The organism is Glutamicibacter sp. 2E12, assembly GCF_050030965.1.
In the GTDB taxonomy this organism is placed as follows: Bacteria; Actinomycetota; Actinomycetes; order Actinomycetales; family Micrococcaceae; genus Glutamicibacter.
The window spans coordinates 1,951,168-1,977,312 of the sequence record NZ_CP188297.1 but is presented as its reverse complement, the minus strand read 5'-3'; the positions used below and the strand labels follow the sequence as shown (position 1 = coordinate 1,977,312).

Annotated in this window: 22 protein-coding genes and 2 pseudogenes; 5 read left to right on the top strand and 19 right to left on the bottom strand. The window is 59.0% G+C overall.

Features of this window, described 5'->3' with window-relative positions; genetic code table 11:
- Positions 1-29 precede the first annotated feature (29 nt).
- Both ACP3TE_RS09285 and ACP3TE_RS09280 read left to right on the top strand, forming a co-directional pair.
- Positions 30-683 carry a helix-turn-helix domain-containing protein gene (locus ACP3TE_RS09285; RefSeq protein ID WP_105656052.1) on the top strand — a complete coding sequence of 218 codons (654 nt, stop codon included), beginning with the start codon at positions 30-32 and terminating at the stop codon, positions 681-683.
- Entirely contained in the window at positions 680-1,966 is a 1,287-nt protein-coding gene (locus ACP3TE_RS09280; protein ID WP_332489288.1) for a type II toxin-antitoxin system HipA family toxin, read from the top strand. Before ACP3TE_RS09285 ends, ACP3TE_RS09280 begins: the two co-directional genes overlap by 4 nt.
- Positions 1,967-2,049: 83 nt before the next feature.
- On the opposite strand, the gene ACP3TE_RS09275 is transcribed toward ACP3TE_RS09280, so the two are convergent.
- The 4 genes from ACP3TE_RS09275 to ACP3TE_RS09260 form a co-directional block, all read right to left on the bottom strand.
- Positions 2,050-3,123: an alkene reductase gene (locus ACP3TE_RS09275; protein WP_426733285.1), complete on the bottom strand. Its 1,074-nt coding sequence runs from the start codon at positions 3,121-3,123 to the stop codon at positions 2,050-2,052.
- Between the two features lie 211 nt (positions 3,124-3,334).
- Positions 3,335-4,087 (bottom strand): SDR family NAD(P)-dependent oxidoreductase, encoded by a 753-nt coding sequence (locus ACP3TE_RS09270; protein WP_105662100.1) that lies wholly within the window; start codon positions 4,085-4,087, stop codon positions 3,335-3,337.
- A gap of 179 nt (positions 4,088-4,266) precedes the next feature.
- On the bottom strand, positions 4,267-5,064 hold the full coding sequence (locus ACP3TE_RS09265) for an IclR family transcriptional regulator (protein WP_105659173.1): 798 nt from the start codon (positions 5,062-5,064) through the stop codon (positions 4,267-4,269).
- Between the two features lie 93 nt (positions 5,065-5,157).
- Positions 5,158-6,459: a flavin monoamine oxidase family protein gene (locus tag ACP3TE_RS09260; protein WP_133834785.1), complete on the bottom strand. Its 1,302-nt coding sequence runs from the start codon at positions 6,457-6,459 to the stop codon at positions 5,158-5,160.
- A gap of 133 nt (positions 6,460-6,592) precedes the next feature.
- Between ACP3TE_RS09260 and ACP3TE_RS09255 the strand changes: the two genes are divergently transcribed.
- Entirely contained in the window at positions 6,593-7,969 is a 1,377-nt protein-coding gene (locus tag ACP3TE_RS09255) for a PucR family transcriptional regulator (protein ID WP_133834784.1), read from the top strand.
- Between the two features lie 107 nt (positions 7,970-8,076).
- On the opposite strand, the gene ACP3TE_RS09250 is transcribed toward ACP3TE_RS09255, so the two are convergent.
- The 12 genes from ACP3TE_RS09250 to ACP3TE_RS09195 form a co-directional block, all read right to left on the bottom strand.
- Positions 8,077-9,588: an MFS transporter gene (locus tag ACP3TE_RS09250; RefSeq protein ID WP_286134432.1), complete on the bottom strand. Its 1,512-nt coding sequence runs from the start codon at positions 9,586-9,588 to the stop codon at positions 8,077-8,079.
- A gap of 530 nt (positions 9,589-10,118) precedes the next feature.
- Entirely contained in the window at positions 10,119-10,304 is a 186-nt protein-coding gene (locus ACP3TE_RS09245) for a hypothetical protein (RefSeq protein ID WP_105659169.1), read from the bottom strand.
- Complete coding sequence (locus ACP3TE_RS09240) at positions 10,301-10,690, bottom strand: riboflavin kinase (RefSeq protein WP_426733282.1); 390 nt, start codon at positions 10,688-10,690, stop codon at positions 10,301-10,303. The genes ACP3TE_RS09245 and ACP3TE_RS09240 overlap by 4 nt, the downstream gene beginning before the upstream one ends.
- 36 nt (positions 10,691-10,726) lie before the next feature.
- The gene (locus ACP3TE_RS09235) at positions 10,727-12,205 is read right to left on the bottom strand and encodes an aldehyde dehydrogenase (NADP(+)) (protein ID WP_426733281.1); all 1,479 of its coding nucleotides are present in this window, start codon (positions 12,203-12,205) and stop codon (positions 10,727-10,729) included.
- Positions 12,206-12,236: 31 nt separating this feature from the next.
- Entirely contained in the window at positions 12,237-13,043 is an 807-nt protein-coding gene (locus ACP3TE_RS09230; RefSeq protein ID WP_133834780.1) for a 2-keto-4-pentenoate hydratase, read from the bottom strand.
- A 95-nt stretch (positions 13,044-13,138) separates the two neighbouring features.
- Entirely contained in the window at positions 13,139-13,564 is a 426-nt protein-coding gene (locus tag ACP3TE_RS09225) for an ester cyclase (RefSeq protein WP_332489374.1), read from the bottom strand.
- 4 nt (positions 13,565-13,568) lie between these two features.
- Positions 13,569-14,102 carry a flavin reductase family protein gene (locus tag ACP3TE_RS09220; protein ID WP_208294291.1) on the bottom strand — a complete coding sequence of 178 codons (534 nt, stop codon included), beginning with the start codon at positions 14,100-14,102 and terminating at the stop codon, positions 13,569-13,571.
- A gap of 9 nt (positions 14,103-14,111) precedes the next feature.
- A complete protein-coding gene (locus tag ACP3TE_RS09215; RefSeq protein WP_426733278.1) occupies positions 14,112-15,500 on the bottom strand; it encodes an LLM class flavin-dependent oxidoreductase in 1,389 nt (462 codons plus the stop codon).
- A gap of 533 nt (positions 15,501-16,033) precedes the next feature.
- Entirely contained in the window at positions 16,034-17,413 is a 1,380-nt protein-coding gene (locus tag ACP3TE_RS09210; protein ID WP_426733276.1) for an ATP-binding cassette domain-containing protein, read from the bottom strand.
- A 5-nt stretch (positions 17,414-17,418) separates the two neighbouring features.
- The gene (locus ACP3TE_RS09205; protein ID WP_426733274.1) at positions 17,419-18,177 is read right to left on the bottom strand and encodes an energy-coupling factor transporter transmembrane component T family protein; all 759 of its coding nucleotides are present in this window, start codon (positions 18,175-18,177) and stop codon (positions 17,419-17,421) included.
- Positions 18,178-18,184: 7 nt separating this feature from the next.
- Positions 18,185-18,991, bottom strand: a complete 807-nt coding sequence (locus ACP3TE_RS09200; RefSeq protein WP_426733272.1) for an ECF transporter S component — start codon at positions 18,989-18,991, stop codon at positions 18,185-18,187.
- A 119-nt stretch (positions 18,992-19,110) separates the two neighbouring features.
- Positions 19,111-20,157, bottom strand: coding sequence for a nucleoside hydrolase (locus ACP3TE_RS09195; protein ID WP_426733270.1), 1,047 nt, complete (start codon positions 20,155-20,157; stop codon positions 19,111-19,113).
- A gap of 151 nt (positions 20,158-20,308) precedes the next feature.
- Between ACP3TE_RS09195 and ACP3TE_RS09190 the strand changes: the two genes are divergently transcribed.
- Positions 20,309-21,301 (top strand): phospholipase D-like domain-containing protein, encoded by a 993-nt coding sequence (locus ACP3TE_RS09190; RefSeq protein ID WP_426733268.1) that lies wholly within the window; start codon positions 20,309-20,311, stop codon positions 21,299-21,301.
- 250 nt (positions 21,302-21,551) lie between these two features.
- On the opposite strand, the gene ACP3TE_RS09185 is transcribed toward ACP3TE_RS09190, so the two are convergent.
- From ACP3TE_RS09185 to ACP3TE_RS09175, 3 genes and pseudogenes are all read right to left on the bottom strand, one after another.
- Positions 21,552-24,536, bottom strand: a complete 2,985-nt coding sequence (locus ACP3TE_RS09185; protein ID WP_426733266.1) for a DUF3427 domain-containing protein — start codon at positions 24,534-24,536, stop codon at positions 21,552-21,554.
- A complete protein-coding gene (locus ACP3TE_RS09180; protein WP_426733264.1) occupies positions 24,536-24,925 on the bottom strand; it encodes a (deoxy)nucleoside triphosphate pyrophosphohydrolase in 390 nt (129 codons plus the stop codon). Before ACP3TE_RS09180 ends, ACP3TE_RS09185 begins: the two co-directional genes overlap by 1 nt.
- A gap of 407 nt (positions 24,926-25,332) precedes the next feature.
- Positions 25,333-25,545: pseudogene (locus ACP3TE_RS09175) on the bottom strand (restriction endonuclease); the annotation flags it as partial.
- Here ACP3TE_RS09175 and ACP3TE_RS09170 point away from each other — a divergent pair.
- Positions 25,539-26,122 (top strand): annotated as a pseudogene (locus ACP3TE_RS09170) (recombinase family protein). The pseudogenes ACP3TE_RS09175 and ACP3TE_RS09170 overlap by 7 nt on opposite strands.
- Positions 26,123-26,145: the final 23 nt, after the last annotated feature.

Here is a 26,145-nt window from a genome sequence, read left to right as displayed (position 1 = left end):
GTGTATATACGTGCACAACAGGAGGTTTCATGAATCGCGACGTTTCGACCCAAAAGGAACTCGGAGCATTCGTGCATGATGCCCGGATGAAACTCGGCCTCACTCAAGAAGCCCTAGCCGACCGCGCAGGCGTTTCGCGCAAATGGCTTATAGGCCTGGAGCAGGGTGTACGCACGAGAGCTGAACTCGGCAAGGTGTTAGATACCTTTGAAGCACTCGGGATATCAATAAATCTTTCTTTCAATGCTGAACCCGAAATCGAGTCATCAGATGAAGACCGCTACCATTCGATAGCTCGTATCTCTCCGGCCGCGTCGGAAGCAATTAGAAAAGCCTCGAGTTTGGATCAGTCCTCTTTCCCAAGATTGGCACCCTCGAACATAGGTCAATCGGCCTTCCGAAAACTAGCCGCATCGGGGCTCGGCGAATCCTCATTCCAAAAGTTCGCCAAAGAACTGCGCAACCAAACAGGCATCCGAAACCTAGCCGCCTCCGATCTCGGTCAATCGGCGTTGCAACAGTCCCTTAGAAAAGGGTTGCCTAGTTCAGATGCTTCGACTTTCGATCGCAACTCAAGCACCGCGAACGACGTAGAAAGCGAGCAGGATCAAGCACTTCTTGATAATGACGAATGCAATGAACCGGACAATAAAGATGAGAACAACGAACAGGGCCCGCGATGAAAGAACTCGTGACCTTTTTATACGGGCAGCCTGTCGGAATCCTTCAACAAGATCATTCCGGTAACAGAAAATTTCAATTCGTCCCACAAGATTCTAGACAAGCCAGATTATCCCTGGCAATGCCCTATCGAGAGACCCCTTACCAGCGCTCTATTACTGATCCGTTCATCGAGGGGCTAATTCCGGAAGGCGAAGCTGTCCGCCAGTCGTTCGCTGATGACTTTGGCATTTCGGCAAAGAATCCCTTCGCCTTACTTGAGCATATTGGGTTTGAATGTGCAGGAGCAGTGCAGTTCGTACGGCCGGATGAAATTGACGAGTTAACGCGTTCCGCAGGTGAACTCGTGGCTTGCAACGACAATGAAATCGGTCAACGCATCAGGGTTTTATCTTCGTCTCCGAAAGGATCGTGGACTGTCGGTCGTGAACGGTGGTCACTAGCTGGAGCTCAAAGCAAATTCGCTTTGAGATGGCAGGACGGATGGCATGAAGCCACTGGCAGCGAACCGACAACCCACATTTTCAAGCCCGGCATCCAAGATTTTCGAGATCAAGCACTCAATGAGCACCTATGCCTGAAGACTTTGGGACGCATGGGATTACAAGTTGCCGAAACCAACTTCACGCAGTTTGACGGGCAATCGACAATCGTGGTGAAACGGTACGATCGGCTTATTGAGGGAAACAACGTCTATCGGGTCCATCAAGAAGACTTCTGCCAGGCCACTTCGACCTTACCTACAAACAAGTACGAGTCGAACCGAGGACCCAGCGCACTCAAGATCATTAAGACCCTTCGAGAAGCTCGTGCTCCTGAAACTGAAGTTCAAAAATTCATTGAAGGCCTAATAGGAAATTACCTTTTGGGAGCTCCCGACGCACACGGCAAGAACTACTCGATACTCCATCTCCCTGATGGCCGTGTGCAGCTTGCGCCATTTTATGACATCGCATCTGGCTTGCCCTACGAACACGTTAGTAACGACGGTTTTCCGAAGAAAAACGATGGATTGCGGAAGGCCGCCATGTCCATCGGGGGCGAGCGACAGTTCGGGAGAGTCTCATCAAAGCATTGGTCAAGATTTGCTCGTGAAGCAAAAATAGATGAAGAGTGGTTGCGGATGACAGTGAGTGCGATGACGTACGCTCTGCCTATCGCCATGGCAGAAGTTTTCGAAAACGAATCCGAGGCCATAGGCAACAGCGAACTACCGAGCAAGCTTTATCCAAAGGTCGAACATCTCTGTGCGACAACTCAAACTCTTCTAGAGCATGACGTGTAGCTCGCTGGATCTGGAGAAGCCACCGCTTCCGTTTACGAACGGAAGCGGTGGCTTCATCTAAACTAAGTCAGAAGTTTTAGAGGCTAGTTCTCCCAGAATGGGTAGTCGATGTAGCCCTTTGGACCTTCAGTGTAGAAGGTCGCAAAATCTGGTTCATTCAGCGGCAGCTGTTCCTTCCAGCGGCGCACCAGATCCGGGTTGGCAATCGCAGGGCGTCCCACGACAACCGCTTCGCCCCAGCCTTCGGAAGCCACGCGTGCGGCTTCCTCATAGGTGGTGATCTCCGCGAAGCCGGTGTTCAGCAGCACCGGTCCGCCAAATGCCTCGCGCAGCGACTGGACCAGCTCGCCGGCTGGGTCATGGTGCAGGATGCTCAGGTTGGCCAGCCCCAGTGGCGCGATGCCCTGGACCAGCGCAGTGTAGGTAGCCAGCACATCCGCACGATCGTTTTCCACGGCACCCTGGACATTGTGTTCCGGCGAAATGCGCAGGCCGGTCTTGCCAGCGCCAATGGCGTTGGCTACTGCGGTCACGACTTCGATGACAAAGCTGGCCCGGTTCTCCGGGGAACCACCGTAGTTGTCGTTGCGGCTGTTGGCCGAAGGCGCCAGGAACTCGTGCAGCAGGTAGCCGTTGGCCCCGTGAAGCTCCACGCCGTCGAATCCGGCGGCGATGGCGTTGCGCGAAGCGGTGACGAATTCTTCGATGATCCTTGGGAGTTCTCCGGTGGCCAGGGCATGCGGAACCGGGTACGCGTGCTTGCCGGTGTAGGTGCGTGACTCGCCTTCAACTGCTATGGCGCTTGGCGCCTCGACGTAGTTTGCACCGGTGGTTTCCGGGTGGGTGACTCGTCCGGCGTGCATGATCTGGGCAACGATGAGGCCGCCTTCGGCGTGCACCGCATCGGTGACCTTCTTCCAGCCGGCAATCTGCTCCTCTGTGACCAGGCCCGGCTGGCGGACGAAGCCCTGGCCGGCAAAGCTCGGGTAGGTGCCCTCGCTGACGATCAGGCCCAGGGACGCGCGCTGGCGGTAGTACTCGACTACATCTGCGTTGGGCACGCCGTCCTTGCCAGAGCGAGAGCGGGTGAGCGGTGCCATGACCAGGCGGTTGGACAGCTTGAGGTCGCCGAGGGCGAGAGGGGAAAACAGATCCATGGGGCGGGACTCCTGAATTGGAAATTGTAGTTGCACAGCGTAACTACCTCCGCAAGCAACTTATTCCGTTTCGGCTAAAAACATGAGCTGGCTAACGGCTCCAAGGCATTGGAATCGCCTGAGGCTCATTGCTTGGATTCGCGGGCTCGCCAGGAGCAATAAACCAGCGGATGCGGCACAGCTCCGCACCGCATCCGCTTGATCCGACGGGCTATACGGCGGTGTAGCCGCCGTCGACCAGGTGGTAGCTGCCGGTCACGAAGGACGCGGCATCGCTGGCCAGGAAGGCCACGAGCGCCGCCACTTCTTCCGGCTTGCCCAAGCGGGCAATCGGGTGCTTGTCGACCAGCGCGTCATAGGCTTTCTTGGGCATCTGCTGCAGCAGCGGGGTGTCGATGAAGCCCGGGGCCACGCTGTTCACGCGTACCCCTGAGGTGGCATACTCCACGGCGGCCGTCTTGCTCAGGCCCACCACGGCATGCTTCGTGGAAACGTAGGCGGAGCTGCCGGCGAAGCCCACCGAGCCGAGGATCGAGGCCATGTTCACGATGGACCCTCCCCCGTTCTCGCTCATGGCGTTGGCCTGGGCGCGGGTTCCGCGGAAGACGGCGTTGAGGTTCACGGAGATGACCTTGTCCCAGTCCTCGTCGGTCAGCTCGCCCACCTTGGCGGCGCGGCCGCCGATGCCTGCGTTGTTGACGCCGATCTTCAATGGAGCCATGGCGTTGGCGGCCTTGATGGTTTCGTCGATGACAGCCGAAGAGCTGGCATCTCCTGCAACAGCTACAGCTTCTCCGCCTGCGGCCTTGATGGTTTCCACGGTAGCGCCCGCGGCCTCGGCATTGAGGTCCTGGACCACCACTTTGGTTCCGTTGGCGGCTAAGAGGATGGCGATAGCCTGGCCGATGCCCGAACCGGCGCCGGTGACTACTGCCGAACGATCTGCTACATCATACTGAGCCATGATGGACCCACTTTCCGTTTCAAGATGGTCACGGGATTTCCGTTGGCCTCATACCTTGGACGCTACTCCGATCCATCTCGAAAGTCGATGACGTGTCAATCAAAGGTCTATGAGCTCAGTCACTGCTCCGCAGAGCCAACCAGGCGACGCAGGTTGCTGCACGCCAGCATTGCCCGGACCTATTCCCCGGTCATCGAAACGATGCGTCGGCGTACCATCTTGGCGCCTTCAAGCAGGCCCTCGATCTTCTGCACTTCCAGCTTTTCGGTGTCCACGCGGTGGCGCGGTGCCATGTAGGCGAGCATTCCGATGAGATCGTTGCCAGCGCCGCGGATCGGGACCGCCACGGAAATGATTCCCACTTCCAGCTCGTCAATGGTGCTTGCCCAGCCGCGTTCGCGAATCTGATCCAGCTCGGCGTCCAAGGCTTTCCATGTGGTGATCGTTTGGCTCGTCAGCTTTTCCAGCTTGCTTCCGGTAGCAATGCGGATCGATTCCTTATCCAGTTCGGAAAGGAGCAGCTTTCCGGTAGCCGAGGCATGCAATGGCCAGCGCTGGCCCTGCAGCTCGGTCATCGACATTCCAATGGCGCGCGGAGACGCTTGCTGCACGAGATCCAGGTCGTACTTCCCGTGGCGCACGCTCAGCGTCACCGTTTCGTTGAGCATGTCGGCGATCTCCACTACCACGTCGCTGACCCTGGATAGCAACCCCGGGGTGGGATCAACGTCCTGGGCAATGCGGGCCAGATCCCAGCCGAGGGTGTAGTGCGTGTCCTGGCGGTCGACGAACCCTTCTTCTTCCAGGGTCAGCAAGAGGCGGAAGACCGTGGCCCGGGCCAAGCCGATCTGCTTGGCGATCTCCGTGACCGTCAAGGGTTCCCCCCTGGCGGCAAGGGCGCGCAGCACCGCGATTGCCCGTGAAACCGACCGGTTTGCCGCCATGCCGCCAGAGGATTTTCCACTTGTTTCTCCCATGGAGGGGAACCAGCCTTTCGAATAGTCTTCTATTCAGCCTAGCCGGTTGACCGCAGGGTGAACACTCTGCCCATAAATCGAGCCAAGGCCCGATTACCCTTCGAGTGCGGCGCGCACCTCACGGGATACCCGCAACCCGCTCTCGATAGCACCGTCGAAGAAGCCGGCCCAAAGGTTGGCCAGGTCGCTGCCGGCCAGGTGCACTGCCCCTTCGGCACGCTGCAGCTCGGCTTGGCCCGTGGTGTAGGCCTGCGGCCGGTGGATGAGCCAGGTTTCCTTGGCGTAGGGATCCGCGTTCCAGTCGTGGGCCGCGATTTCCAGGACTTCCAGGTCATCGCGCCAGGCACGCAGCGCTTCCTGCACGTCCTCGATACTGGTGATGTCCAAGCGTGAGGCGTCGGCGCCGAAGGAGACCAGTACTGCATCCTCTTCGCCCACGAATTCCGTGCGTACCACCGAGAGCGGGTGCTCCTGCGTGGAGTACGCGAAGAATGGCTTGATCGGACCCTTCACCCGGATCCAGAGCTTGAGCCCCTGTGATGCGGTACCTGCCTGGCTCACCTCGCGCTTGACCGGCGACAGCGCAGGCTGGATATCCAGCTCGTGCAGGATGTTCAGCGGAACGGTGACAATGACCCGGCGAGCGCGCAAGCTCTCGCCGCTTGCCAGTACCACGGTGGCGCCCTGCTCATCGTGGGCAATCGAGGCCACTGGCGCATTCAGGCGAATCTCTCCGGGAACGTCGGATGCAATGGCCTTGACCAGCTGGTCATTGCCATCTTCCAGCCGGTAAACGGCGCTGGCCTCATGCATGACGCGCCATGCTCCGGAGGTGGCCGCGGTCCAGCGGATCGCTGCGCTGAAGCCGACCTGGTCCAGCGGCCCATTGCAATGCCCCACCCAGGCCGCTTCATTGGCCTGCCGCTCGTCATCGCTCAGATCCAGGCGGTCAAGGGCCTGCTGCAAGGTCAGCTGATCGGCCTGCGCGAACTGATCGTCATTGGAGACCAAGTCGGGGCGCGGCAGGAGCTTTCCGCTTTCGCCTACCAGGGCGTGCATGCCGTGGTCGATCAGGTCCATGAAGCCGGCCAGGTCCCCGCGCTGCACCTTGCCATCGGCATACCAGAAGGTCTCCTCGGACTTCGGACCGCGGCCCGCGCGCAGTCCGTAGCGGGTGACCTCGGCCCACACGTGCGGCTGGGTCCAGTGCAGCCAGTTTCCGCCCAGCTCCAGGTGCTTGCCCAGGCGGTCCTCGGTGTAGAGGCGGCCGCCCATGCGGTCGCGCGCTTCGAGCACGGTGACCGAGTAGTCGGCTGCGCCCAGTTCGCGGGCGGCGGTCAGTCCGGCCAGGCCGGCGCCGATGATGATGACATCTGAGTCGTAAGTGTTGTCCATGGTTTTCCGGTCCTTTTCATGTGCCAGTCGTGTACTGGTAGCCACTGTATGGTGCGGCATCCCGGAGATCACTTATGCGGATGTATGATATTCATACTATTTTCATCACTGCGCACAAAACCCTGGAGAAAAGATGGCGGAACTGCTCACGATCGCCAAACTCATTTCTGATCCGGCCTTGGATACCAAGGTGATCGCCGGCCAGTCAGGCCTTGGACGCATCGTGCGCTGGGCGCAGACCAGCGAATCCGCTGAGCCGTGGCGCTGGCTGGGTAACGAGGAACTATTGATGTCCCTGGGCCTGAATATCCCCGCGGAAGCCCAAGAGCAGGCCGATTTCGTCCGCAAGGCGGATGCTGCGGGGATTGCAGGGCTGATCATTGGCCAGGATGGGCTCGCACCCGAGCTCACACGCGAGATGCTGCAGGCGGCCGATGAACTGACCTTCCCGGTGCTGTCCACCGGACCGCAAACCCCCTTCGTGGTGATCGCCCGGACAGTGGCCGCCGTGACCACCAACCAGCTGAACCGCTCGGTCCTGCTACTTTCCCGGATGTACCAGGAAGCCGGATCGCAGAACCGGAAGGGCAAGCGCAGCGGCGACTGGGTGGAAAAGCTGTGCTCGGTGGACATTGCTGTCCAGGACACGATGACCGGATGCCCAGTGATCGGCACACTGCCCACGAATGCGCATCGCCGCCACTCCCTGTCCACCATCCGCCCCACCCAATTGCTCGTCCCGGCCGACGCGCAACTGGATGCCCTGCTGCTGGTGCACCTCAAGCAGATCCTCGCGGTCGATGCCAATTCGCTGCTCCAGGATGCCGGCAATGCCGTCGCCGCGGCCGAAACTTCCCTGCGGCTGGGCCTGGCCGGCAAGCTGGGCGAACAGGATATCGATGGCGGTGCATGGATCGCTGGGGAGCCCGGATTCCGGGTCGCCTGCGCCCCGGGAAAGCTGCTCGATGCCGTGGCGATGTCCCTGTCCTTGCACGGGTTGATGCCGCTAGCCACGTCGTGGAAGAACAACTCCATCGCCGTAGTGCGCGAGAAGGATCTTCCGGTGCTACGGACGATCGCCAGCGAATTGCAGGCCACTTTCGGACTAAGCTCACCGCAGCAGCGCTTCGCGGACCTCGAAGGCGCGGCGCAAGAAGCGCAGGGGGCGATTCCTTCTGAACCCCGGCCCGGAGAACTCGTTGAATTCTCCGGACTGCAGGTGTCACTGCTGGCCCGATCCGCCTCGGAAGCCGAGCGAATCGTCAGCATGGTGCTCGGCCCGCTGGCAGGCTCCAGCAACCAGGTAGCCGTGTACCGGGATTCCCTTTTCGCCTTGCTGGACCGCGACCTGCAATGGCAGCACACCGCAAATTTCTTGGGCATCCACCGGCAGACCTTGGCCTACCGGATCAAGCAGGCCGAATTGCTGACCGGGCGCAGCGTACGCAAAGTAGTGGATATCTCGGACTTCTACCTCGCGCGCAAGGCCTGGCCCGTGGTGCAGGCCTAGCCAGTACGCACCGGCTCCAGCGGATAATTCCCGCAATGCAAACCACCCGGTGCGCGTTCCCTCCATCGGGAACGCCCACCGGGCGGTTGCTGCAAGGCTTTTCGATTCTAGCTACTTGTTTCCGGAGCACGCGCTGGCACTGGGGCGAGAAGCATGGTGGAGGTATCCAGCAGCTCATTTTCATCCTGCCCCTTGGCCAGGGCCAGCGCTTCTTCGCGCGTGCGCACCACGGGCACCGAACCGAGCAGCGGACGAGATGCCGTCTCGCGCAGCTTGAAGGTGGCACAGAGCGCAATAACCGAGAAGAACATGATGTAGTAGGCCGGCGCGAAGTGGTTGCCCGTGGTATTCACCAGGATCTGGCTGACCAGCGGCGTGGTTCCGCCGAAAATGGAAATCGACAGGTTGTGGGTGACGCCCATTCCGCCGTAGCGCGAAGCGGTGGGGAACAGCTCGGACATGACAGCTCCGGTCATGGCCAGGAAGAACGCGCTGGGCAGGGCCACCATGAACAGCGAGAGGTACAGCGACCACATCGTGCCAACATGCATCAGCGCGAAGGCCGGCACCAGCAGGACCAGGTTGCCGATGGTCGCGATCATGTAGATCGGCCGCCGACCGATCTTGTCCGACCAGTTGGCTATCACGGGGATCAGCACTGCCTGGAGGACCAGCACAACTACCGCTGCCACCGCGGTATGCACCGCTGGCGAGCCGATTTCCGCTTCGAGATAGGTGGGCATGTAGCTGGTGAGCATATATCCGGAGGTGCCGTCCGCGGCGATCAAGGCGCAGCCGATGAGGATCTGCGGCCAGTAGTGGCGGAAGATGTTCGGCAGATTGTGGCGGACGAACATTGGATGGACCTCGCCGACCTCGGCAGCCTCGCGGGCCGCTTCGAAGGTCGGGGATTCCGGGATCTTGCTGCGCAGCGAAATCGCCACGATGCCCAGCGGCAGTGCCACCAGGAACGGAATGCGCCAGCCGCCGGCGAGCATCGCATTCTCGCCCCACGCCGAGGTGGTGATCGCGGAGGTGGCAGCGACAACTGCCGCACCGGCAGCGAAGCCGAGCATCGATCCCGAGTTCAGCAGGGAGGTCATGAATCCGCGGCGGTCATCCGGGGAGAACTCGGCCACGTAGGTTGCGGCGCCGGAGTATTCGCCGCCGGTGGAGAAGCCCTGCAGCATCTTGAGCAGGTACAGCGGGACGATCACCCACAGGCCGACCTGCCCAGCGGTGGGAAGCAAGCCAATCAGCGTGGTGGCTCCGGCCATCAGGGCGATGGTGAAGAACATGACCTTGCGCCGGCCGATCTTGTCCCCGAGCGGGCCCAGGATCATTCCGCCCAGCGGGCGGACGATGAAGGACACGGCGAAACCGAACAGCGTCACCAGCAGGCCCATGCTCTGGTCCATGCCTTCGGTGAAGACCGCGGTCATGGTCACTGCCAGATAGCCGTAGACCCCGATGTCATACCATTCGATGAAATTGCCAATGCCCGCGCCGATCTGTGCGCGGCGCAATTCCTTCTTGTCGACGACAATGCAGTCATCGGCGCGGAGCCTGCGCGATACCTTGGGCAACGCGGGACGCTGCATTCTCGATGATTCGCTCATCGTATTCTCTTTCCTGCCGGGAATTGGTTTCGAGATCTGATGCTCTCGCTGCGCATGAACTGCTGTGGAATTTTCACTTGCAATAGCGAAACAAGAACTTCATAACGTTCACCAGATGATCATGCTAGTTATCTAGTGAACACGACACTCCGGTGATGCACAACACATTCAGCAAAACATTTCATCGTCGGACCCAGCTCCGGGGCCCGGAAATTCAAGGAGTTCAGCTGCACGAACGGAGCTGACAAGGAGACTGAGATGATTTTTGCCGCCCTGGGCGTTGCGCAGAAATGTCCCGGATTAAACCCGCGACGGCGCAGGAGCATTGCCCATATGACCGGGCCCATAGCGGCACGAGGGCACCAAGGCAGCGCCACAAAGCCGCGCGAGACAGCGGGATGATCCCGCGGAGATTCGCGCGGCTTAGTTGGAGAAGGTACCAGGAATTTTGCCGACGGCGCGTCAGTGCCGCGGCGTCCAGCGCCTGGGAGCCAGGGGCCCACTCCAGCACGCCCGGTCGCTGCAGGAAGCTACTTCCCGCTGTCCATGTAGTGGATGCAACGGCGGGCCAGGCTCTTGCTCACCCCGGCTTTTTGCGCGATGCGCTTGGCATCGCGGATCGGCACCGGGATGCCCTGGCGTTCAATGACGGTCGCCACCCGCTGCACCGCCCAGGACGGCGGCGCAGCCGGGGGCGCCATTGCGATCCCGCTCATGCAAGGACGCTTTCCCGCAGCTGTGCCGCGCGTCGCGTCTCGGCCACATCCCGATGCAGCTGCTCCACCAGGGTTCCAGCATCCGCATATTCAACTTGCGGGCGCTGGAATTCCAGTAGGCGCACCACCAGGTGCTGACCGTAGAGGTCCCCGGAGAAGTCGAGCAGATGCGCTTCGAGCAGCACCTGCCCGCCGGTGCGGTAGAACGTGTCGCGCCGGCCGATGGACACGCAGGCAGGCACCTGGCGCCCATCGGGCAGCAGCACTTCGGCACCCCACACGCCATCGAGCTGGTCATCTTGCAGCATGGGGATATTCGCGGTGCGGAAGCCGAGTTCTCGCCCGCGGGCGTCTCCGTGCTCGACGATTCCTTCAATGGCATGCATGGGCTCTTCCCTCCTGGTGGCACTTCGCGGTTCCGCTCAGCGGCCGCGCGGCTGGCCGTTGACCAGCTGCGGAACGCTATCCGGGTTGGCATCCTGCAGTTGTGCCGGGAGCAGATGCTGCGGAAAGTTCTGGTAGGCCACCGGGCGCACGAACCGCTCGATGGCGGCGGCACCGACCGAGGTGGTCCCCACCGCGGTGGTGGCCGGGTAGGGGCCGCCATGCTGCTGGGCATAGGTCACCGAAACCCCGGTGGGCCACTGGTTCCACAGCACGCGTCCGGCCTTGTTCGCCAGCGCCGCGACCAGCTCTTGGACGCGGTCGCCTTCTTCGCCGTGGATGGTTGCGGTCAGCTGGCCCTCGAAGGTCTGCGCCGCAGCCACCAGCTGCTGCTCGGAGTCGTATTCCACGACCAGTGCACTGGGCCCGAAGCACTCGGCCTGCAAGGCCCGCGGATCTGCCAGCAGCTCGTCGATGCCGGTGACCAGCAAGGTGGGTGAAGGCTGCCCGCCCAGCGGTTCGCTGCCCTGCGCGAGCACCTCGACAGCGGGATGCGCGGACAATTGGTCCAGCACCTGCCCGTAGCCTTCGCGAATGCGCTGGTTCAGCAGCCCGGTCCCGGCCGGGAGCGCGGCCTCGGACAGCAGCGGGCGCAAGCCCGAGCCGCGCGGGATGAACAGCGTACCGGGCTTGGTGCACAGCTGCCCGGCACTGGCGGTGAAGGAGCCGATGAACTCGGTGAGAATCTGCTCCCCGCGCACGCTGGCAGCCTGCTCGGTGACGAACACCGGGTTATTGCTGCCCAGCTCCCCGTAGAAGGGAATAGGTTCATCGCGGGAAACAGCCAGATCCATCAGGGCCCGGCCCCCGGGGATGGAACCGGTGAATCCTGCGGCCTTGATCCGCGGATCCAGCAGGACTGTGCGCCCGGCTTCGGTTCCGAAGACGACCTGGAATAGCCCTTCCGGCGCGCCAGCCCCGGCCAAGGCTTCGTTGACCACCTGGGCGGTGAGCCGCGAGAGTTGAAGATGCCCATGGTGCGCCTTGACGATGACCGGGTTGCCAGCCGCCAGCGCCGAGGCGCTGTCGCCGCCGGCCACCGAGAAGGCGAAGGGGAAGTTGCTGGCCGCGAAGACCACGACAGGTCCGAGCGGAATGCGGGTGCGCCGCAGATCCGGGCGGGCGGCTCCCATGGGCCACTGCGCATCGGGATGGTCGATGCGCGCGTCGAGGTATCCGCCATCGCGCAGCAGTTCCCCGAAGAAGCGCAGCTGGAAGGTGGTGCGCTTCAGTTCCCCGCGAAGGCGCAGCTCGGGCAGGTTGGTCTCGGCCATGGCTATCGGAACCAGCTGGTCCGCGGCGGCATCCAGCGCGCTGGCCACGGCGTCCAGGATGCCGGCTCGCTGGGCCGGGCTGGTTGCGGCCCAGGCGCCGAAGCTGTCTTGCGCGGCGGCCAAATAGGCTTCCAGCTGCCCGCTGGTGGTGTTTTCGATGGTTGGCACAATGCTCAGGGCCATTTTCAAGCTCTTTTCTGCTCTGTGTATCGGTTCAGGAATGAGTGGCGGCACTAGGTGCGGGCGTGTAGTCGAAGGAGATTTCTCCCCAGCCTTCGAAGCGGCCGGTAATCGCCGTGCCGGGGACCATCTTCTCGGCAGCCAGGCAACTGCCGGGCAGGATGAATTGTCCGGCCTTCAGGGTGATGCCGTATTCGGCGATGCGCCGGCAGAGCCAGGCGATGGCCGATACCGGATTGCCGTGGATGGCGTTGGTGTTCCCGCGGGCCACTTCTTGGCCGTCGAATTCAATGCAACCGGGCTGGTTCGCGAGATTGACCTCGGAGAGCTTGCGCGGCTGCCCGCCGAGAATCACCCCTCCCACCGAACCGTTATCGGCCAGGGTGTCGAACAGGCCAATCTTCCAGTCCTTAATCCGGGAGTCGATGATTTCCAGTGCGGGCACCACGAAGTCGGTGGCGGCCATGACATCCGCTGCGGTGACATGCTTGCCGCCCAGGTCCTTCTTCAGCACGAAGCCAGGTTCAAGCTCAATGAAAGGCTCGATGAAGTCGGCGGCGCTGATCGGCAGGTTCTCCGGGTAGAACTGGCTGGCCAGCAGGTAGCCGTAGTCCGGTTCATCCACCCCGAACTTGCTCTGCATGGCCTTGGCGATGTTGCCCAGCTTGAAGCCGGAGATGCTGTCTCCCGCTTCGACATTCAGCCGGATGATCTCCTGCTGCACGCGGAAGGCATCGGCCACCGTGGGGCCTGCGGAATGATCGATCAGGCTTTCCAATGGCTGGCGTGATTCCTTGGCGGAAATCAGGCGCTGGGCAGTCTGGGTAATGTTGATTGGCAAAGGGATCTCCATCCTCACCTCGGGCGGCGCGGGCCGCCGGAATGTCTTGGGCAGACGGGGCGGCGGCTTGCCTGCCGCCCCGTCGCTGCTGCTTGCTACTTCTTGATCCGCTGGTCGCCCAGATGCCAGATGCTCATGGCCGAAAGCATTTCGCGTGGATCCCAGACCACCGATTCTTCGGTGACCTTGCCATCGCAGTGGCTGATGAAGGTCGCGCCGGTCACGGTCACCGTGCGGCCGGTCGGCGGGACGCCCATGAATTCGCCGGTGTGCACCCCGGTGCTGCGCCAGTGGATTGCTGCCAGGTTGTCGTCCTCGATGGCCCGCAGGATTTCCATGTTGAAGTCGCTGAAGGCCTGGTGGGATTCGGTGATCTGGTTCAACAGGTCATCGATGCGCTCTTCGCCGGTCTTGGAGTAGCGCACGTAGTCTTCGGATACCAGATCCGCAAAAGCCGCGGTATTGCCCTTGCTCCACGCCTCGGTCCAGGCGGAGGTGATGCGTTCCAGGATTGATGCCATGATGCTAGGCCTTTGCAGTTGGGGCCGGTGCCGGCCAAAGGTTGAAATCTCCGAATTTTCCGCCGCGGAAGAGCAGGGCTTCACGCTCTGTGGCTTCCATGGTTTCCACTCCGCCGACAATCATGTAGTGGTCTCCGGCAACGACTTCCGAAAGCACTTCGCAGTCGATCCAGGCCGAGGCCCCGGCGATGCGCGGGGTGCCGTTGGCACCGATCTCGTAGTCGATGCCCTCGAACTTGTCCACGCCCTTGCGGGAGAGCGCCCGGCTGACCGGAAGCTGCTCGGTGGACAGGATGTTCGCGGTGAAGCGGCCCAGGGAGCGCAGGGTCGGCCAGGTGCTCGAGCCCTTGTCGACGCAGAAGGTGACCAGTGGCGGTTCCAGCGACAGGGACATGAAGGTTCCCACGACGAAGCCCATGGGCTTGCCGGCGGCGGTCATGCCGGTGATGGCGGTGACGCCGGTGGGCAGGGCGCCGAAGACCTTGCGGTATTCGGCCGGATCAATCCCCGTGTTCTGCGGGGTCACAATGATGGACATGGGGAACTCCTAGCTGGCTTGTGCGGTGGTCTGCTGGTTCAGTGCTGCGCCTGGGTGGTCCAGGGGCAGCCGGGCGTTGCCTTCTCCGAAGAGCGTCTCGCGCAGGGTGGACCCGGCGAAGGAGGTGCGCATGGCGCCTCGGCGCTGCAGTTCGGGAACGACGAATTCGGCGAAGTCCTTGATGTCCTGGAACTTGACGGCATTGGCCAGGTTGAAGCCGCTGGCCCCGGTCTGCTCCATCCAGGAAATCAGCTCATCCGCGCAGGTTTCCGGTCCGCCCACGATGACCGGCGAGGTGCCGCCGATGCCGATGTACTCGGCGATGTCACGGGTGGTCCAGTCCTTGGACGGGTCCATCTTCAGGAAGAAGTTCAGCATGGTCTGCCCGGCGTTCGTATCGATCTCCTTCAGCGGGACATCCGGGTCGAAGGCCGACAAGTCCACCCCCGCCCAGCTGCTGTAGCGGGCCATGGCCCCGTCGTAGGAGACCAGCTTGAGGTACTCCTCGTATTTGGCCTGCGCTTCTTCATCGGTGGCAGCGCTGATGACGGTGATCATCTGCAAGGTGGCGATGTTCTCCGGGTTGCGCCCGAATTCCAGCGCCTTGGCCTTCAGCCCGTCGACCTGCTTCTTCAGCGCTTCCTTGGTCATCGCGTTCAGGAAGACAGCCTCGGCTGTCTTGGCGGCCAGGGCCACGCCGCGCGGGGATCCGCCGGCTTGGAAGATCACCGGGGTGCGCTGCGGCGAGGGTTCGCACAGGTGGATGCCCGGAACGCTGAAGTGCTCGCCCTGGTGCTCGATATTGTGCACGCGGCTGGGGTCCACGTAGGTGGAGGTCGCGGCATCGCGCAGCACTGCGTCTTCGTCCCACGAAGTCTCCCAGAGCTTCATGGCCACGGTGATGAATTCCTCGGCGCGGGCGTAGCGGTCGTCATGGGCTTCGGCAGCGTCGAGCCCGGCGATGTTCCGCGCTGCGCTGTTGGTGTAAGACGTGACTACGTTCCAGCCCACCCGACCATCGGTCAGGTGATCCAGAGTGGAGAACTTGCGCGCCAGCTTGTACGGGGCATCGTAGGCGGTGGAGGAAGTGACACCGAAGCTCAGGTTCCTGGTTACCGCGGCCATGGCCGGAATCAGGTACGAAGGATCATTGGCCGGGATCTGCGCGCCATCCTTCAGGGAATCGTTCACCGAGCCCTTGTAGGTCTCGTGGTAGCCGTCGTTGTCTGCAAAGAAAATCCCGTCAAAGCAGGCAGCTTCGAGGAGTTTCGCGTACTCGACCCAATAGCCGAGCGACTTGTACTCACCACCCCGATCCTTCGGATGGCGCCAAGTGCCAGCGGAAAGATGCGCCGGGCCGTTGAAGTCGAACGCGAAAACGCGCATCTCCTTTGTCATGTTGAATCCCTTCGATGCGTTCACTAGATGAACTATGTGTTTATTCAGTGATCACAGACTAGGGTGTCGAAGGCCACACCGTCAAGCGGTAAAGGAGTTCTATTTCACATGGATCGATAATTGTGACAAGCAAGCGGGCAGGCGTGCTTCGCAGCTACAGCCAGCTGCTTCGGATTCCTCCACGTCACTTCGCGTACGCGTGGGATTGAAGGCAGGAATTCGGGTGACGCCATGAGAAAGAGTCGGTCCAGGGAGAAGCCAGCGGAGCAGCCGGATCAGTTCTCTCGATGAACTGACTCACGACTGCGCTTTTGCCTTGGTTCGGGGATCAAATCCTTGCAAGGCCGGAATGAAGACTCCGCTCGCTAGGTCCAGGAATGACTGCTCGGATAGCCGAGTACCGCCAATCCATCTGGGCAAAAGGGCGCGAATTCAGCGTACGGCTTGCATGGCGCAGAAACTTGATCACTCTGGAAAGCACCGGAAATAGGCTTGGCCTAAACGCGGGAGCCTGTCCCGCGGCAGAAAAATTGCTACGACAGCAGGTGCACCCTGTGTGCGGTGAGCGACATGAACCGCTCATCATGGGATGAGAAAAGCACCGCTCCCCCTCGCTGGAGTACCGAATCTATTGCCTCGTGCAGGCAATGAAGCCCAGCCGAATCCAACGCCTCAGTTGGTTCATCAAGGAGGAGCAGCTGTGGTTCGCGCACCAGCACGGTGGCCAAGGCAACGAGCCGGCGGGCCGAAGCCGGCAGCTCATAAGGGTGGGTCTCGGCATAGGATTCCAGACCCAGCTGTGCAAGCACCAACGGCACACGGGCGCGTTGGCTACTCTTCTTGGGAAGGCCGAAAGCGACTTCCCGGGCTACCGTACGTTCGAAGAGCTGATCCGAAGGATTCTGCAGGAGCATCCCAGCATCAGCTGCCACCCATACTTTTCCGGCAGCTGGCTTGATCAGCCCGGCGGCGGCTTTGAGCAGCGTGGTCTTGCCCGTGCCGTTGGCGCCGGCCAGCCCCACGCATTCTCCTGCACGGACTTCGAGCTCAAGGTGGGAGAGGACCGGGGCGCTGGCACCCTTGTATCCGAGTTGCACGCTGGAAAAGGCCAGCAGGGGCTCTGCTGATGCTGCGATGGATGGTCTTCTTCGCTTGGAAGGCAACGCAGCAGTTCCAGTGCCATCAGATGCAGGCAGCAAAGTTCCGTCCGCCAAGTTCCACAGAGCATCCGCTTCGGCTTCCCATGCTTCAGTTGTCCGGCTCAGCACCACAAGTGCGGTGCCTTCGGCGCGCAGCCGCGAAATCATCGCGGTCACCGCCTTAGTTGCCTTGGAATCCAAACCGGCCAGCGGCTCGTCGAGCACAATGATGGACGGTCTCGCCGCGGACAACGCCGCTAACGCGACCAGGCGTTCTTGGCCCCCTGAAAGCTTGGCAGGATCGCATTCCAGCAGATGTTCCATGGACAGCCGCGTGGATAGCTCGGTGATGAGCTCTCCCATCTCTCCGCGGGGCATTCCTTCGTTCTCCCGGGCGAAGACCAGCTCTTCTGCAACCGTCTGGCGAATCCTCGAAAGGTAGAGGCCAGCATCCTGGGGCAGCAGTCCCACGTGCCTGGCCCAGCCAGCTACGTCGATTCGCGGCGAATGCTCCGGAGAATAATCGATCCACTGCCCCGCCAACATGACCGTTCCCCCGCAATGGTCCGTTCCCTGCCGCGGCAGCATGCCAGATAGTACTCCGCCCAGCGTGGACTTCCCGGATCCAGAGTCGCCGGCAATGACAGTCAGGGACCCCGGGGAGAATTCCATCTCGATCTCGCGCAAGGTCTCGGAGTGCGCCTCGGAGTAGCGGAAGCTTTCCAGCCTGAGGTGCAGCGCCGCTGTGCTTCCGGCGGGTGCACGGTGATCCATGTCCATCACGAGGCTCCCCCGAGAGGCACCAGAATCGCTACCGGCACCAGTACCGAACACAGCAGGGCAACCCAGCGGACGCCCCGCTGGATCTGCGAGTCTGCAACTTGGCGCAATCTGCTGTGTTCACCGCGGGCGGGAAATCCGCGCGCGGCCAGATGCACCGAACGGTCATGGGCGTCTTGCACCGAAGAAAGCACCAGCGGCACAGCGCGCAGCCTCAAGCGTTGCAGCCACCCGGCCAAGCCACGGCCGGTTCCTGCTTTTCGCAGGGCCTGGGCTTGGCCGATGGCATGCTGCTTTTCCATCATCTGCGGAAGAAGAAACAGCGTGGATGCCAGCAGGTATCCCGCCTGAGGCGGAGCCGGAGACAAATCGATGGCTGCCACCAGCTGGTGTTTATCGATCAGCAAACCGCAGAGCAAAACAGCCACCACCAGCACGGCGGTGCGCAAGGCCAGGGCCGTGGCGATTTCCACTCCCCCAAGCGTCAGAGTGATTGGTCCCCACGCGGCGATCAACGGGGAAGAATCCCGGGAAGCCAGTCCATGGATCATCAGCAAGGACAGGAGAGTAGGGAGCATGATTGCACCGCTGAGCGCCGCGAGTTTGCGGGCCTTGCCCGCGACTGCGCCAATGGCCAGACAAAGCACTATCACCGCACAGTTCAGCCACCAGCGGCTGGCAGCTGTGGCTACCGAAATGCTGAGCACGGCTAGGCAAAGCACGGTAAAAGGATGCAAGTCAGCGATGCGGCGCTTCATTAGTGGCCTACTTGTTTCCGCTCTTGCCCAACACCTTGTAGCGGCGGATGAATTCGGAAGAACCGCTCAAGCGCTTCGGCAAGGCGAAGACCAGCAGCGCTGCGATGAGGAAGACGATGGCTTTGTCCCCCGGGTCTGAGATCAAGGCCTGCTTGGTCACGGCCGAAAGCAGCGAGTCGCCCATGGAGCGGAAAGCCGCAACCACTGCGCCGGTGCCGACACCCGACGTTCCGCCGAAAACGAAGGCCGCCACCGGAGCTGAAACCACGCCGACAAGAACACCTGCCACCACACCGGCCACTGGGGCAAGATACGGGCGGCGCAGCGCACCGAAACGAGCGGCGGTTCCCGCGAGGAAGCCGACCAATGCAGCGCCAGCTGCGAAGGGCAAGACGGTGGGTGCGAACAGTGACCAGATCAGTGTGCTGAGCACACCGGTGGCCGCACCGGCCCGGCGGCCCGCCAAGAACCCTACGAGCACCGTGCCAATCGAGTCGAGGTAGAGCGGGACCATCACGGAACCAACGAATTGCCCCAAAATGATGTTCAGGGCAAGCGCTACCGGGATCAGCGTGAGAGTGGATACCGGCAAGTCCGGAAGCACCGCGACCAAAAGCATGACGGCGGCAGCCAGGTAGGCGGCGAAGGTAACCAGTGCAACGCCCTGTCCCAGTCCTTCAGCTATGCCCGTGGGTTGGGTAATGACTAGGACCAGGTAGGTGCCGATCAGGAGCAGGGCGCCAGCGCTGGCCAAAAGCCTGCGGCGCAGAACTTGGGAGCTGGTTTCTTCGGGCAAAAGCAGATTCGGTGACATAGAAAAGCATTCCTCGGTACGAGTATGGCTGTGCACCCAAGTACTACTGGGTGCGTGCGAGTGCGGGGCCTAATGTCACCTCGGCCCGGTAGATAATTCTAGCTCAGCCTGAGCTGAGTTCAGGAGCCCGTGTTCAATTTCCGCGCCAAGCTCCCCAAGCGTGTAACTAGTTCGGCAAAGCCAGCCTCCGGATTGTTGCCGGTGACTACGTGCGCATTTGCTGGCTTGCCCCACAGCCCTCGGAAATCGGCCACCGTCGTTCCGAAGAGAAGCTCGGATTCAGTTTCCACATCAATCGTGGCGGGTCGACTTTGATAGTCGAGGGTTCCGGCGGCTACGCCTGCGGCGAAGTAGTCATGGACGTGGGCAATGTAGCCCTGGTCGTAATGCCGATGGAACTCGAAGTAGAACCGCAACGCATCTGAGAGATAGCGCACCAGTGGATTGGATGCGGTGCTCAAGGTTCCTTCGGGGTCGCTTGCCAGTACAAATTCGGGCTCGGCGCATCCAGCTTCAGTGGACAGCTTTGTCAGGAAGTCCGGCTGCATTTCGAAGCGTTCTGTGGTGTCCAGCGAGCACACGATAGGAAGCTTCTCAGAAGGCAGCCCTTGTTCCGCCGCCACTGTGTAGGCAGTAAATACTTCCTTGGCCGCGTGAGGATCCACGTGGGTGTTCCACTCCGCGGTAGGAGTCGTGTTGCCTTGGTAGTAGAAAGCTCCACCCATGATGACTACCTTGCGCAGCAACCACGGCAGCTTTGGTTCGCGGCGTAGCGCGAGGGCAAAGTTGGTCAGCGGTGCAGTAAGCAAAACTGTTAGCTCGCCAGGGTTAGTTCGTGCGGCTTCGATCCAATAATCCACAGCGTCGTGACTATGCGCGGCGACGCCTGGAGTCGATAGCATCGCATACCCGACACCTTGTGGTCCGTGAGTTTCGGGCGTGGTGACCAACGGAACCTCTAGAGGTTCTCGCGCGCCGATTAGTACTGGTACGTCAGGCTGATCACAGAGTGCAAGAAGTGCATCGTTATTAGCTGTAACCTGCTCAGCATCAACGTTCCCAGGTGTACTGGTGATTGCCTCTATCTGTATATGTTCGCAAGCACAGAGGTACGCCAACGCGAGCGCATCATCGATACCCGTGTCGTTGTCGATAAGTAGGCGCATTTGTGGATTTTCGCTCACATCAGTTTGGGTCTCGACATTGTTTACTTCTCTAAAATATATCCAAAAGCAGCAATCAGAGCACGTCGGTGTCCCCCGCTCGTCAGTGAATCAAATGTATTGTTGCTCATGACCATCCGATTAGACTTCAATCATGGTAACTCGATTTCATTCTCAGGCCGTTTGGCCGCATATCACCAACGTAGTTGAGGGCGCAGGAAGAACATATGCCGCAATCGCATTTATCGGTAAAGATGCTCCGGAACGACTTCCTCTTGGTTTAGGCGACGTCCTCCTTGTAAATGCTAGCGACCAAAATGTAGCCTCAGGGGCAACAAATCCTTACGCCCTTGAACGATTTATTAATTCAGGCGTCGAAGTGCATACGTCTTCGATATTGCATGCCAAAGTCATTTCTACTGACCGACACGCAGTCGTGGGATCTGCGAATGCGTCCGCGAGTTCTGCGCGAGCATCCGAAGCTGTTCTAATCACCACTGATCGTGAAACTAGAAAAGAAGTCAGAGAATTCGTCGAGCACGAGATTGAAGCTTCGGGAGGAAAAATCACCAGCTCGAAGTTATCTGACCTCAAAAAAATATTTGATGCTGGTGCCCCTTCGCATCGCATTACGGGCGTAAATACCCCCGAACCACAAGTTTTCGGATTCCCGTGGGAACTTAACAAAATATACATAGTTCGGTGGATTGATGCTGATCTAACCCCTGACGAGGTCGTAGAACTTTTGCAACAAGAGAAGAAAGGTTCGTTGCGTCAACGCAAGACTGGTTTTAGATTCGATTTATTGCAGATAGTGGAAAAGGAAGGCGCCTTCTCTCGTGGAGACATCATTTTCTTCATCAATGATACCCACGTGTTTCCTCCGGTTCGGATAGATAGCGATCTCATCCATCACGAGGCAAACGAATCACGTATGGGACAAGTTACCCTGCACAAAGTCGATACTAAAAAAGAACTCCGTCTCGAAACAGTGGGTAGAAGATATGAACACGGCCCGGAAGCTTTCGATACTCTGTTGCAAAAAATTGATAAGACCCATGACGAATTTTTAGAGCTCTCCGCGGATGACTGCGAAGGGCTAATAAAAATCTGGTACCCAGAATTTACGCTAAATTCTGGATCCTAAATTTCTGCGCCTATCCGTTCTACAAACCAAGCTAGATGAATACCTTACTCCTGACCGGACGATGTATTTTTCATGTATCTGTACGTCGAAGTTTGATCAGGACGGTCTCAAAAAATTGGCCGATAGAAAGCTAGTGGAAGAATACATTCGACGGTTCATATTGATGGCAAAGATCTTCGGTATCAGTTCGTTGCGACTATCCGGCCCGAAATCTCCGCTGATTCTTTTCGCCCATTTGGTGTCAGCGAAGTTAGGTCAGGTTCTGATTCGGGCTCAAATAGTCGTACAGAGCGTTATCGATCGCTTTCTCAAAATGCAGGTTCATCGTGACAACGTCAAGCTGCTCTTGGTTCTTTCCAAACATGTGAGTCTGCTCGGCATTACGTGAATCGGCTTGGCCTAAGTAAAAGAATTCGGTACCTTCCGCATCGTCTTTCTTGACGAAGACGTACAGATCAACCTCGTTATCCACTATTCGCCGGACTTCATCGCTCTGTAGCGTTCGCCGTGATCGCGTGAACCACCGCAGATGGGAAGGATCAACCAGTTCATCCTGGTACGCGGTACTAGCCGAGATATCGTCCGATTTGTGCAGCGTCACAAAAATCGGGCAAGTCCTCGATTCTGGATCGACTTTGTACCCGTAAAGTGTCGACGTCCATTTTCGTGGAAGTCCCAGAAGACGTGTCACTTCCTTCCGGGAATACTGTCCTCCAACGATAAACGGATCTCCAGCAACATACCGGTCTCGCACTAGGGCCATGCCAGTTTGTATGATGTCGTCCACTTCGTTGCTGAATACACGATGTGAACGATATGAACTGAGAAAACCAGGATCAGCCAATATGGACTCTCCATCGATGTTCGCCAAGCGAATTCCATATCGATTTTGATCAACTTGTCCGTGATTAGCAAGATTCAGAGTTTCTACGGTGCTCATCAATTCGCGATGGGGCGCGTCGATTCCTTCGTTGAGGAGGGCTGCTTTGAATTGAGGCAAAGTTACCGACCCCTGCGAAAGCAACTCACTGACAAGCACGAACTCATGAATTCTCTTCGACGTCAGGACTTCATGCGATAGTAGTGACAACGCTTTGAGCTCATCCTGGCTAAGCTCATGATCAATCCTCAAAAGGCTCTTGACCAATGCTGGATAGTTTTCTTTCTTCGTTGCCAGTAATACTGGATCGACAGATTCAAACCGATAAAAATCGAAGAGCTTCGGTGCCCGTCCGACGCGGTTCTGCATCGACTGCATCGCACTGCGGAGCTTTTGAATGCTGTCCAGAGCAGTTGTACGGATGGAATCAAGTACACGCTGCTGCGAGACCTTATCGAATCGAACACTCGATAAACCGGCAAGTACGCCTGCCTGCTCGGTGGAAATAAGCTTCTCTTTCAGCGACTCTTTGTTCAGTGACTCATCACCGAAAAGCGCGATCGGGATCATGTAGTTGTTCGCGTAGTTGCCAATGAAGTCGATAACCACCAAGTAGTCCTTCATCGGTGCTTTACGCAGACCGCGTCCAAGCTGCTGCACGAACACTATTGCCGATTGCGTTTGGCGAAGCATCACGACCTGATTCACCGTGGGGATATCCACCCCCTCATTGAAGATGTCGACGGTGAGGATGTAGTCGAGTTCTCCGCGTTCCAGTTGCCCAACTGCTTGCTCTCGCTGTTCCACCGAATCGTCACCGCTGAGACTCACCGTCCGCAAAGTTTTCCCACGAAGCTGCTGCTGATTCAGCGCTGCAGATAGAGCAGCAGCTTCCACTTTACGAGAACAGAAAATCAGCCCCTTCGGAGCAACACCCGCCTGCCCATATTTATTCAGGGCGTCAACGATGTGGTGAACGCGGTCCGCCGTCACTAGATATCCCAGATCATCAGTGCTGTCTAGGGTCGTCTGGTCATCAAGCGTTACGTCGGCTATCCCGTAGTAATGAAATGGGCTCAGCATGTTCTCTTCCAACGCGTGATTCAAGCGAATCTCATACGGCACGTTGTAGTCGAAAAACTCAAAGACGTTGAACCCGTCGCTTCGCTCTGGTGTGGCTGTCAGGCCAAGCAGGAAAGTAGGTTCGAGGTATCCGAGGACCTTCTTGTATGTTGGAGATCCAACACGATGCGCTTCGTCAATGATGATGTAGTCAAAAGCGTCTGGCTGAATCTCGTGCAGCACACTATCTTGGGACAATGTCTGCACCGTTGCGAAAACCAACTTGCGGTCGCTTTGTTTGGAGACACCAGCAAGTTTGCCGAAATCGTTGTAGTCGCCGCCGATGACGCGGCGGTACTCCTGGATGGTTTTATCGAGGATCTGCTCGCGGTGAACGATAAATAAGAACCGACCAGGATGCGCTGCCCGTACTTCCAATGCCGAGAGGATCGTCTTTCCAGTACCGGTTGCCGAAATAACGATGGCCTTCGACTCCCCGCGCGACCGAACCTGCTCCAGCGCCTTGAGCGCCTGCGTTTGCATCTGGTTCGGGAGGATCGGCATGAGCAACTCGGACGATACAGCGCCATCCGGCGATTGGCCGGTCACTTCAAGATCTTGCTCAGCCTCTACCGGCAGTAGCTGCTCATCAACGTCAGTTCGAGGGGCAGCTACTATTTTTCGACGTATCGAAAGAGGCGTGTACTGTTCCGCATACGCATCTATCCACCGTTGGCTCAGTGCTATGGATTCTTCAAGCTGGTTCTGGGTCAACAAAGATAGCTGCTCGGCTAGATCACTGCCCTCGGACGCTGAAACTTTCAGGTTCCATTCATGATTCTTCACGATCGCGTTACCGGTCAAATTTGAACTACCGATCATGGCCGTAACCATATTCTCGGTTTTGAAGATATAACCCTTCGGGTGAAAGGCTCCCGCGTTGTGAATTCGAACGTTGATCCCTAGAGTTTCAAGGTTCAATAGCTCGCTAAAAGCCGATGGTGAGTTGAAGCCCAAATAATCGGAGGTGACAATCGTTCCTCGACCCGAAAACTCCACGAGCTCCTGTTTAAGCAAAGCAATCGCATTCGGGGTGACGAAGGCGACGGAGAAAATGAATTCATCACAACGGGCGAGCTCTTCGCGAAGGATGCGCAGGACCGTATTGCCGTCAGCGTTCAATACGACGCGAGGGTGGTGATGACGGCGAGATTGCTGCTTCCCGTCTAAGAATCCGAAAGTGACGTCTCTTGAGAGACCACTACCAAGAACGAGATCAGCGCTAGTATTCACTATGCCGCCTGGATGAGTTCCACCGCGGGAATGTCCGCTGGCGCCCACTCCAAGGACATGAGTTCATCGCGTTTGAGCCACTTCGCATCTTCATGCTCCGTGAGCTGCGGTTCTCCTTCAACTAGCTCACAATAGAAGGTTGTCAGAGTAACAATCCCGAAGTCATATTCGTAGGTGGTACTCGTGACTTCATCGACTACTTTGACCGTGCAGAGGAGTTCCTCTCGAATCTCACGTTCGAGTGCTTCGCGAGGAGTTTCTTTTGGCTCGATTTTGCCACCAGGAAATTCCCACATGCCGCCCAGACTTCCATTTAGGCCTCGTTGAGTGCAGAGAATTTCATCGTTCCTGATGATAACGGCACCAACAACATTGATTTGCTTCTTCAAGCTAATTCTCCTCTGACGTAGATCTCAATTCGCGACTTCCGATAGTTGCGATCCTATCGGTCTGTCCAGACGGAATCACATTGGACCGCATGCTGAACGATTTCGAGCATGCGTTTTCCGTCGCCATCTATTTATCGCGCGATCAGGTGGACTCGACTCACCAAACGTTTGATAGCAGAACAAAATTCGCTCGATAAGTTGGTGCAGAGCCTCGACGACGCCTCTGACAGACTATTGATGAAGGGACACAGCCGCGAAGCTACGAGTGGGATCTATTGCCCTAAGTTTTCACTGGAACAACCCACTCATTGCCTATTGGCCAACTCGAAGAAGTCCTCATCGATGTCCACGACATCGTAGCTTCTCTCAATTTGGACGCCAACGCGGTACTTAATCATGAGAGAGACTAGGCGATTTCCGTCGATCAGAATGGTGCGAGTCGGGATGCCGGACGCATAGTCTTTGGCATACTGAGTAAAGGCACTAGTCGTGATGAACACACCTTTGGTTGCCGAAACCCCATGTAGGGCGCCTACCAATGCCTTGATTGTTTCTCGGTCGATGGTGCTTCGATCGATCGAATCTCGCGTGGCACAAACGCTACACTCGGGACATGTCACCGCATCTGATCGGGTATGCCTGAGTCTCTACCAACCAACAGGACCTCAGCTTCCAGCGGGCAGAGCTCAAGTCCCTTGGCGTCCCGGACGATCTGGTCTATGTCGACCATGGGCTCACCGGGCGAAACCGCGAACGCCCCGGACTGAACCAAACTCTGGCTGCGTGCCGGGTCGGCGACACCCGGGCGGTCAGCGAGCTGGACCGCCTCGCCCGTTCCCTGCCCGGCGCACGCGACATCGTCGAGGACCTTACCAAGCGCGACATCAAGGTCTCGTCGGATCCGTCCACGACCCCACCGATCCGGTCGGCCGCCTGCTGCTCAACGTCCTGGCCACGGTAGCGGAGTCTGAATCCGACCTCACCCGCGTGTCCATACCCGCGAAGGTATGCAGATCGCCAAGGCCAACGACAGGCTCCGCGGCAAGCAACGCAAGCTCCCGCCAGGAAAAGTACTTCGTTGCACTCCGCCAATGAGGCCAGCACACCAGCGCGATAATCGCCGAGCTCTTCGGAGTCGCACTGCGCATGGTGTACCGCATCGTCCTGCGAACGGCCAAGCCTCAATCAGATAAGTGACGTTTCGGTTCCCAGCTGGAGGC

Coding starts and splice junctions, on each gene's coding strand:
- ACP3TE_RS09225 (WP_332489374.1), bottom strand. CDS start 13,564: ATGGCATCAATCCTGGAACGCATCACCTCCGCCTGGACCGAGGCGTGG.
- ACP3TE_RS09210 (WP_426733276.1), bottom strand. CDS start 17,413: ATGGATCACCGTGCACCCGCCGGAAGCACAGCGGCGCTGCACCTCAGG.
- ACP3TE_RS09215 (WP_426733278.1), bottom strand. CDS start 15,500: ATGACAAAGGAGATGCGCGTTTTCGCGTTCGACTTCAACGGCCCGGCG.
- ACP3TE_RS09270 (WP_105662100.1), bottom strand. CDS start 4,087: ATGGCTCAGTATGATGTAGCAGATCGTTCGGCAGTAGTCACCGGCGCC.
- ACP3TE_RS09190 (WP_426733268.1), top strand. CDS start 20,309: ATGGTAACTCGATTTCATTCTCAGGCCGTTTGGCCGCATATCACCAAC.
- ACP3TE_RS09220 (WP_208294291.1), bottom strand. CDS start 14,102: ATGTCCATCATTGTGACCCCGCAGAACACGGGGATTGATCCGGCCGAA.
- ACP3TE_RS09260 (WP_133834785.1), bottom strand. CDS start 6,459: ATGGACAACACTTACGACTCAGATGTCATCATCATCGGCGCCGGCCTG.
- ACP3TE_RS09250 (WP_286134432.1), bottom strand. CDS start 9,588: ATGAGCGAATCATCGAGAATGCAGCGTCCCGCGTTGCCCAAGGTATCG.
- ACP3TE_RS09265 (WP_105659173.1), bottom strand. CDS start 5,064: ATGGGAGAAACAAGTGGAAAATCCTCTGGCGGCATGGCGGCAAACCGG.
- ACP3TE_RS09235 (WP_426733281.1), bottom strand. CDS start 12,205: ATGGCCCTGAGCATTGTGCCAACCATCGAAAACACCACCAGCGGGCAG.
- ACP3TE_RS09240 (WP_426733282.1), bottom strand. CDS start 10,690: ATGCATGCCATTGAAGGAATCGTCGAGCACGGAGACGCCCGCGGGCGA.
- ACP3TE_RS09205 (WP_426733274.1), bottom strand. CDS start 18,177: ATGAAGCGCCGCATCGCTGACTTGCATCCTTTTACCGTGCTTTGCCTA.
- ACP3TE_RS09280 (WP_332489288.1), top strand. CDS start 680: ATGAAAGAACTCGTGACCTTTTTATACGGGCAGCCTGTCGGAATCCTT.
- ACP3TE_RS09195 (WP_426733270.1), bottom strand. CDS start 20,157: ATGCGCCTACTTATCGACAACGACACGGGTATCGATGATGCGCTCGCG.
- ACP3TE_RS09285 (WP_105656052.1), top strand. CDS start 30: ATGAATCGCGACGTTTCGACCCAAAAGGAACTCGGAGCATTCGTGCAT.
- ACP3TE_RS09245 (WP_105659169.1), bottom strand. CDS start 10,304: ATGAGCGGGATCGCAATGGCGCCCCCGGCTGCGCCGCCGTCCTGGGCG.
- ACP3TE_RS09255 (WP_133834784.1), top strand. CDS start 6,593: ATGGCGGAACTGCTCACGATCGCCAAACTCATTTCTGATCCGGCCTTG.
- ACP3TE_RS09275 (WP_426733285.1), bottom strand. CDS start 3,123: ATGGATCTGTTTTCCCCTCTCGCCCTCGGCGACCTCAAGCTGTCCAAC.
- ACP3TE_RS09200 (WP_426733272.1), bottom strand. CDS start 18,991: ATGTCACCGAATCTGCTTTTGCCCGAAGAAACCAGCTCCCAAGTTCTG.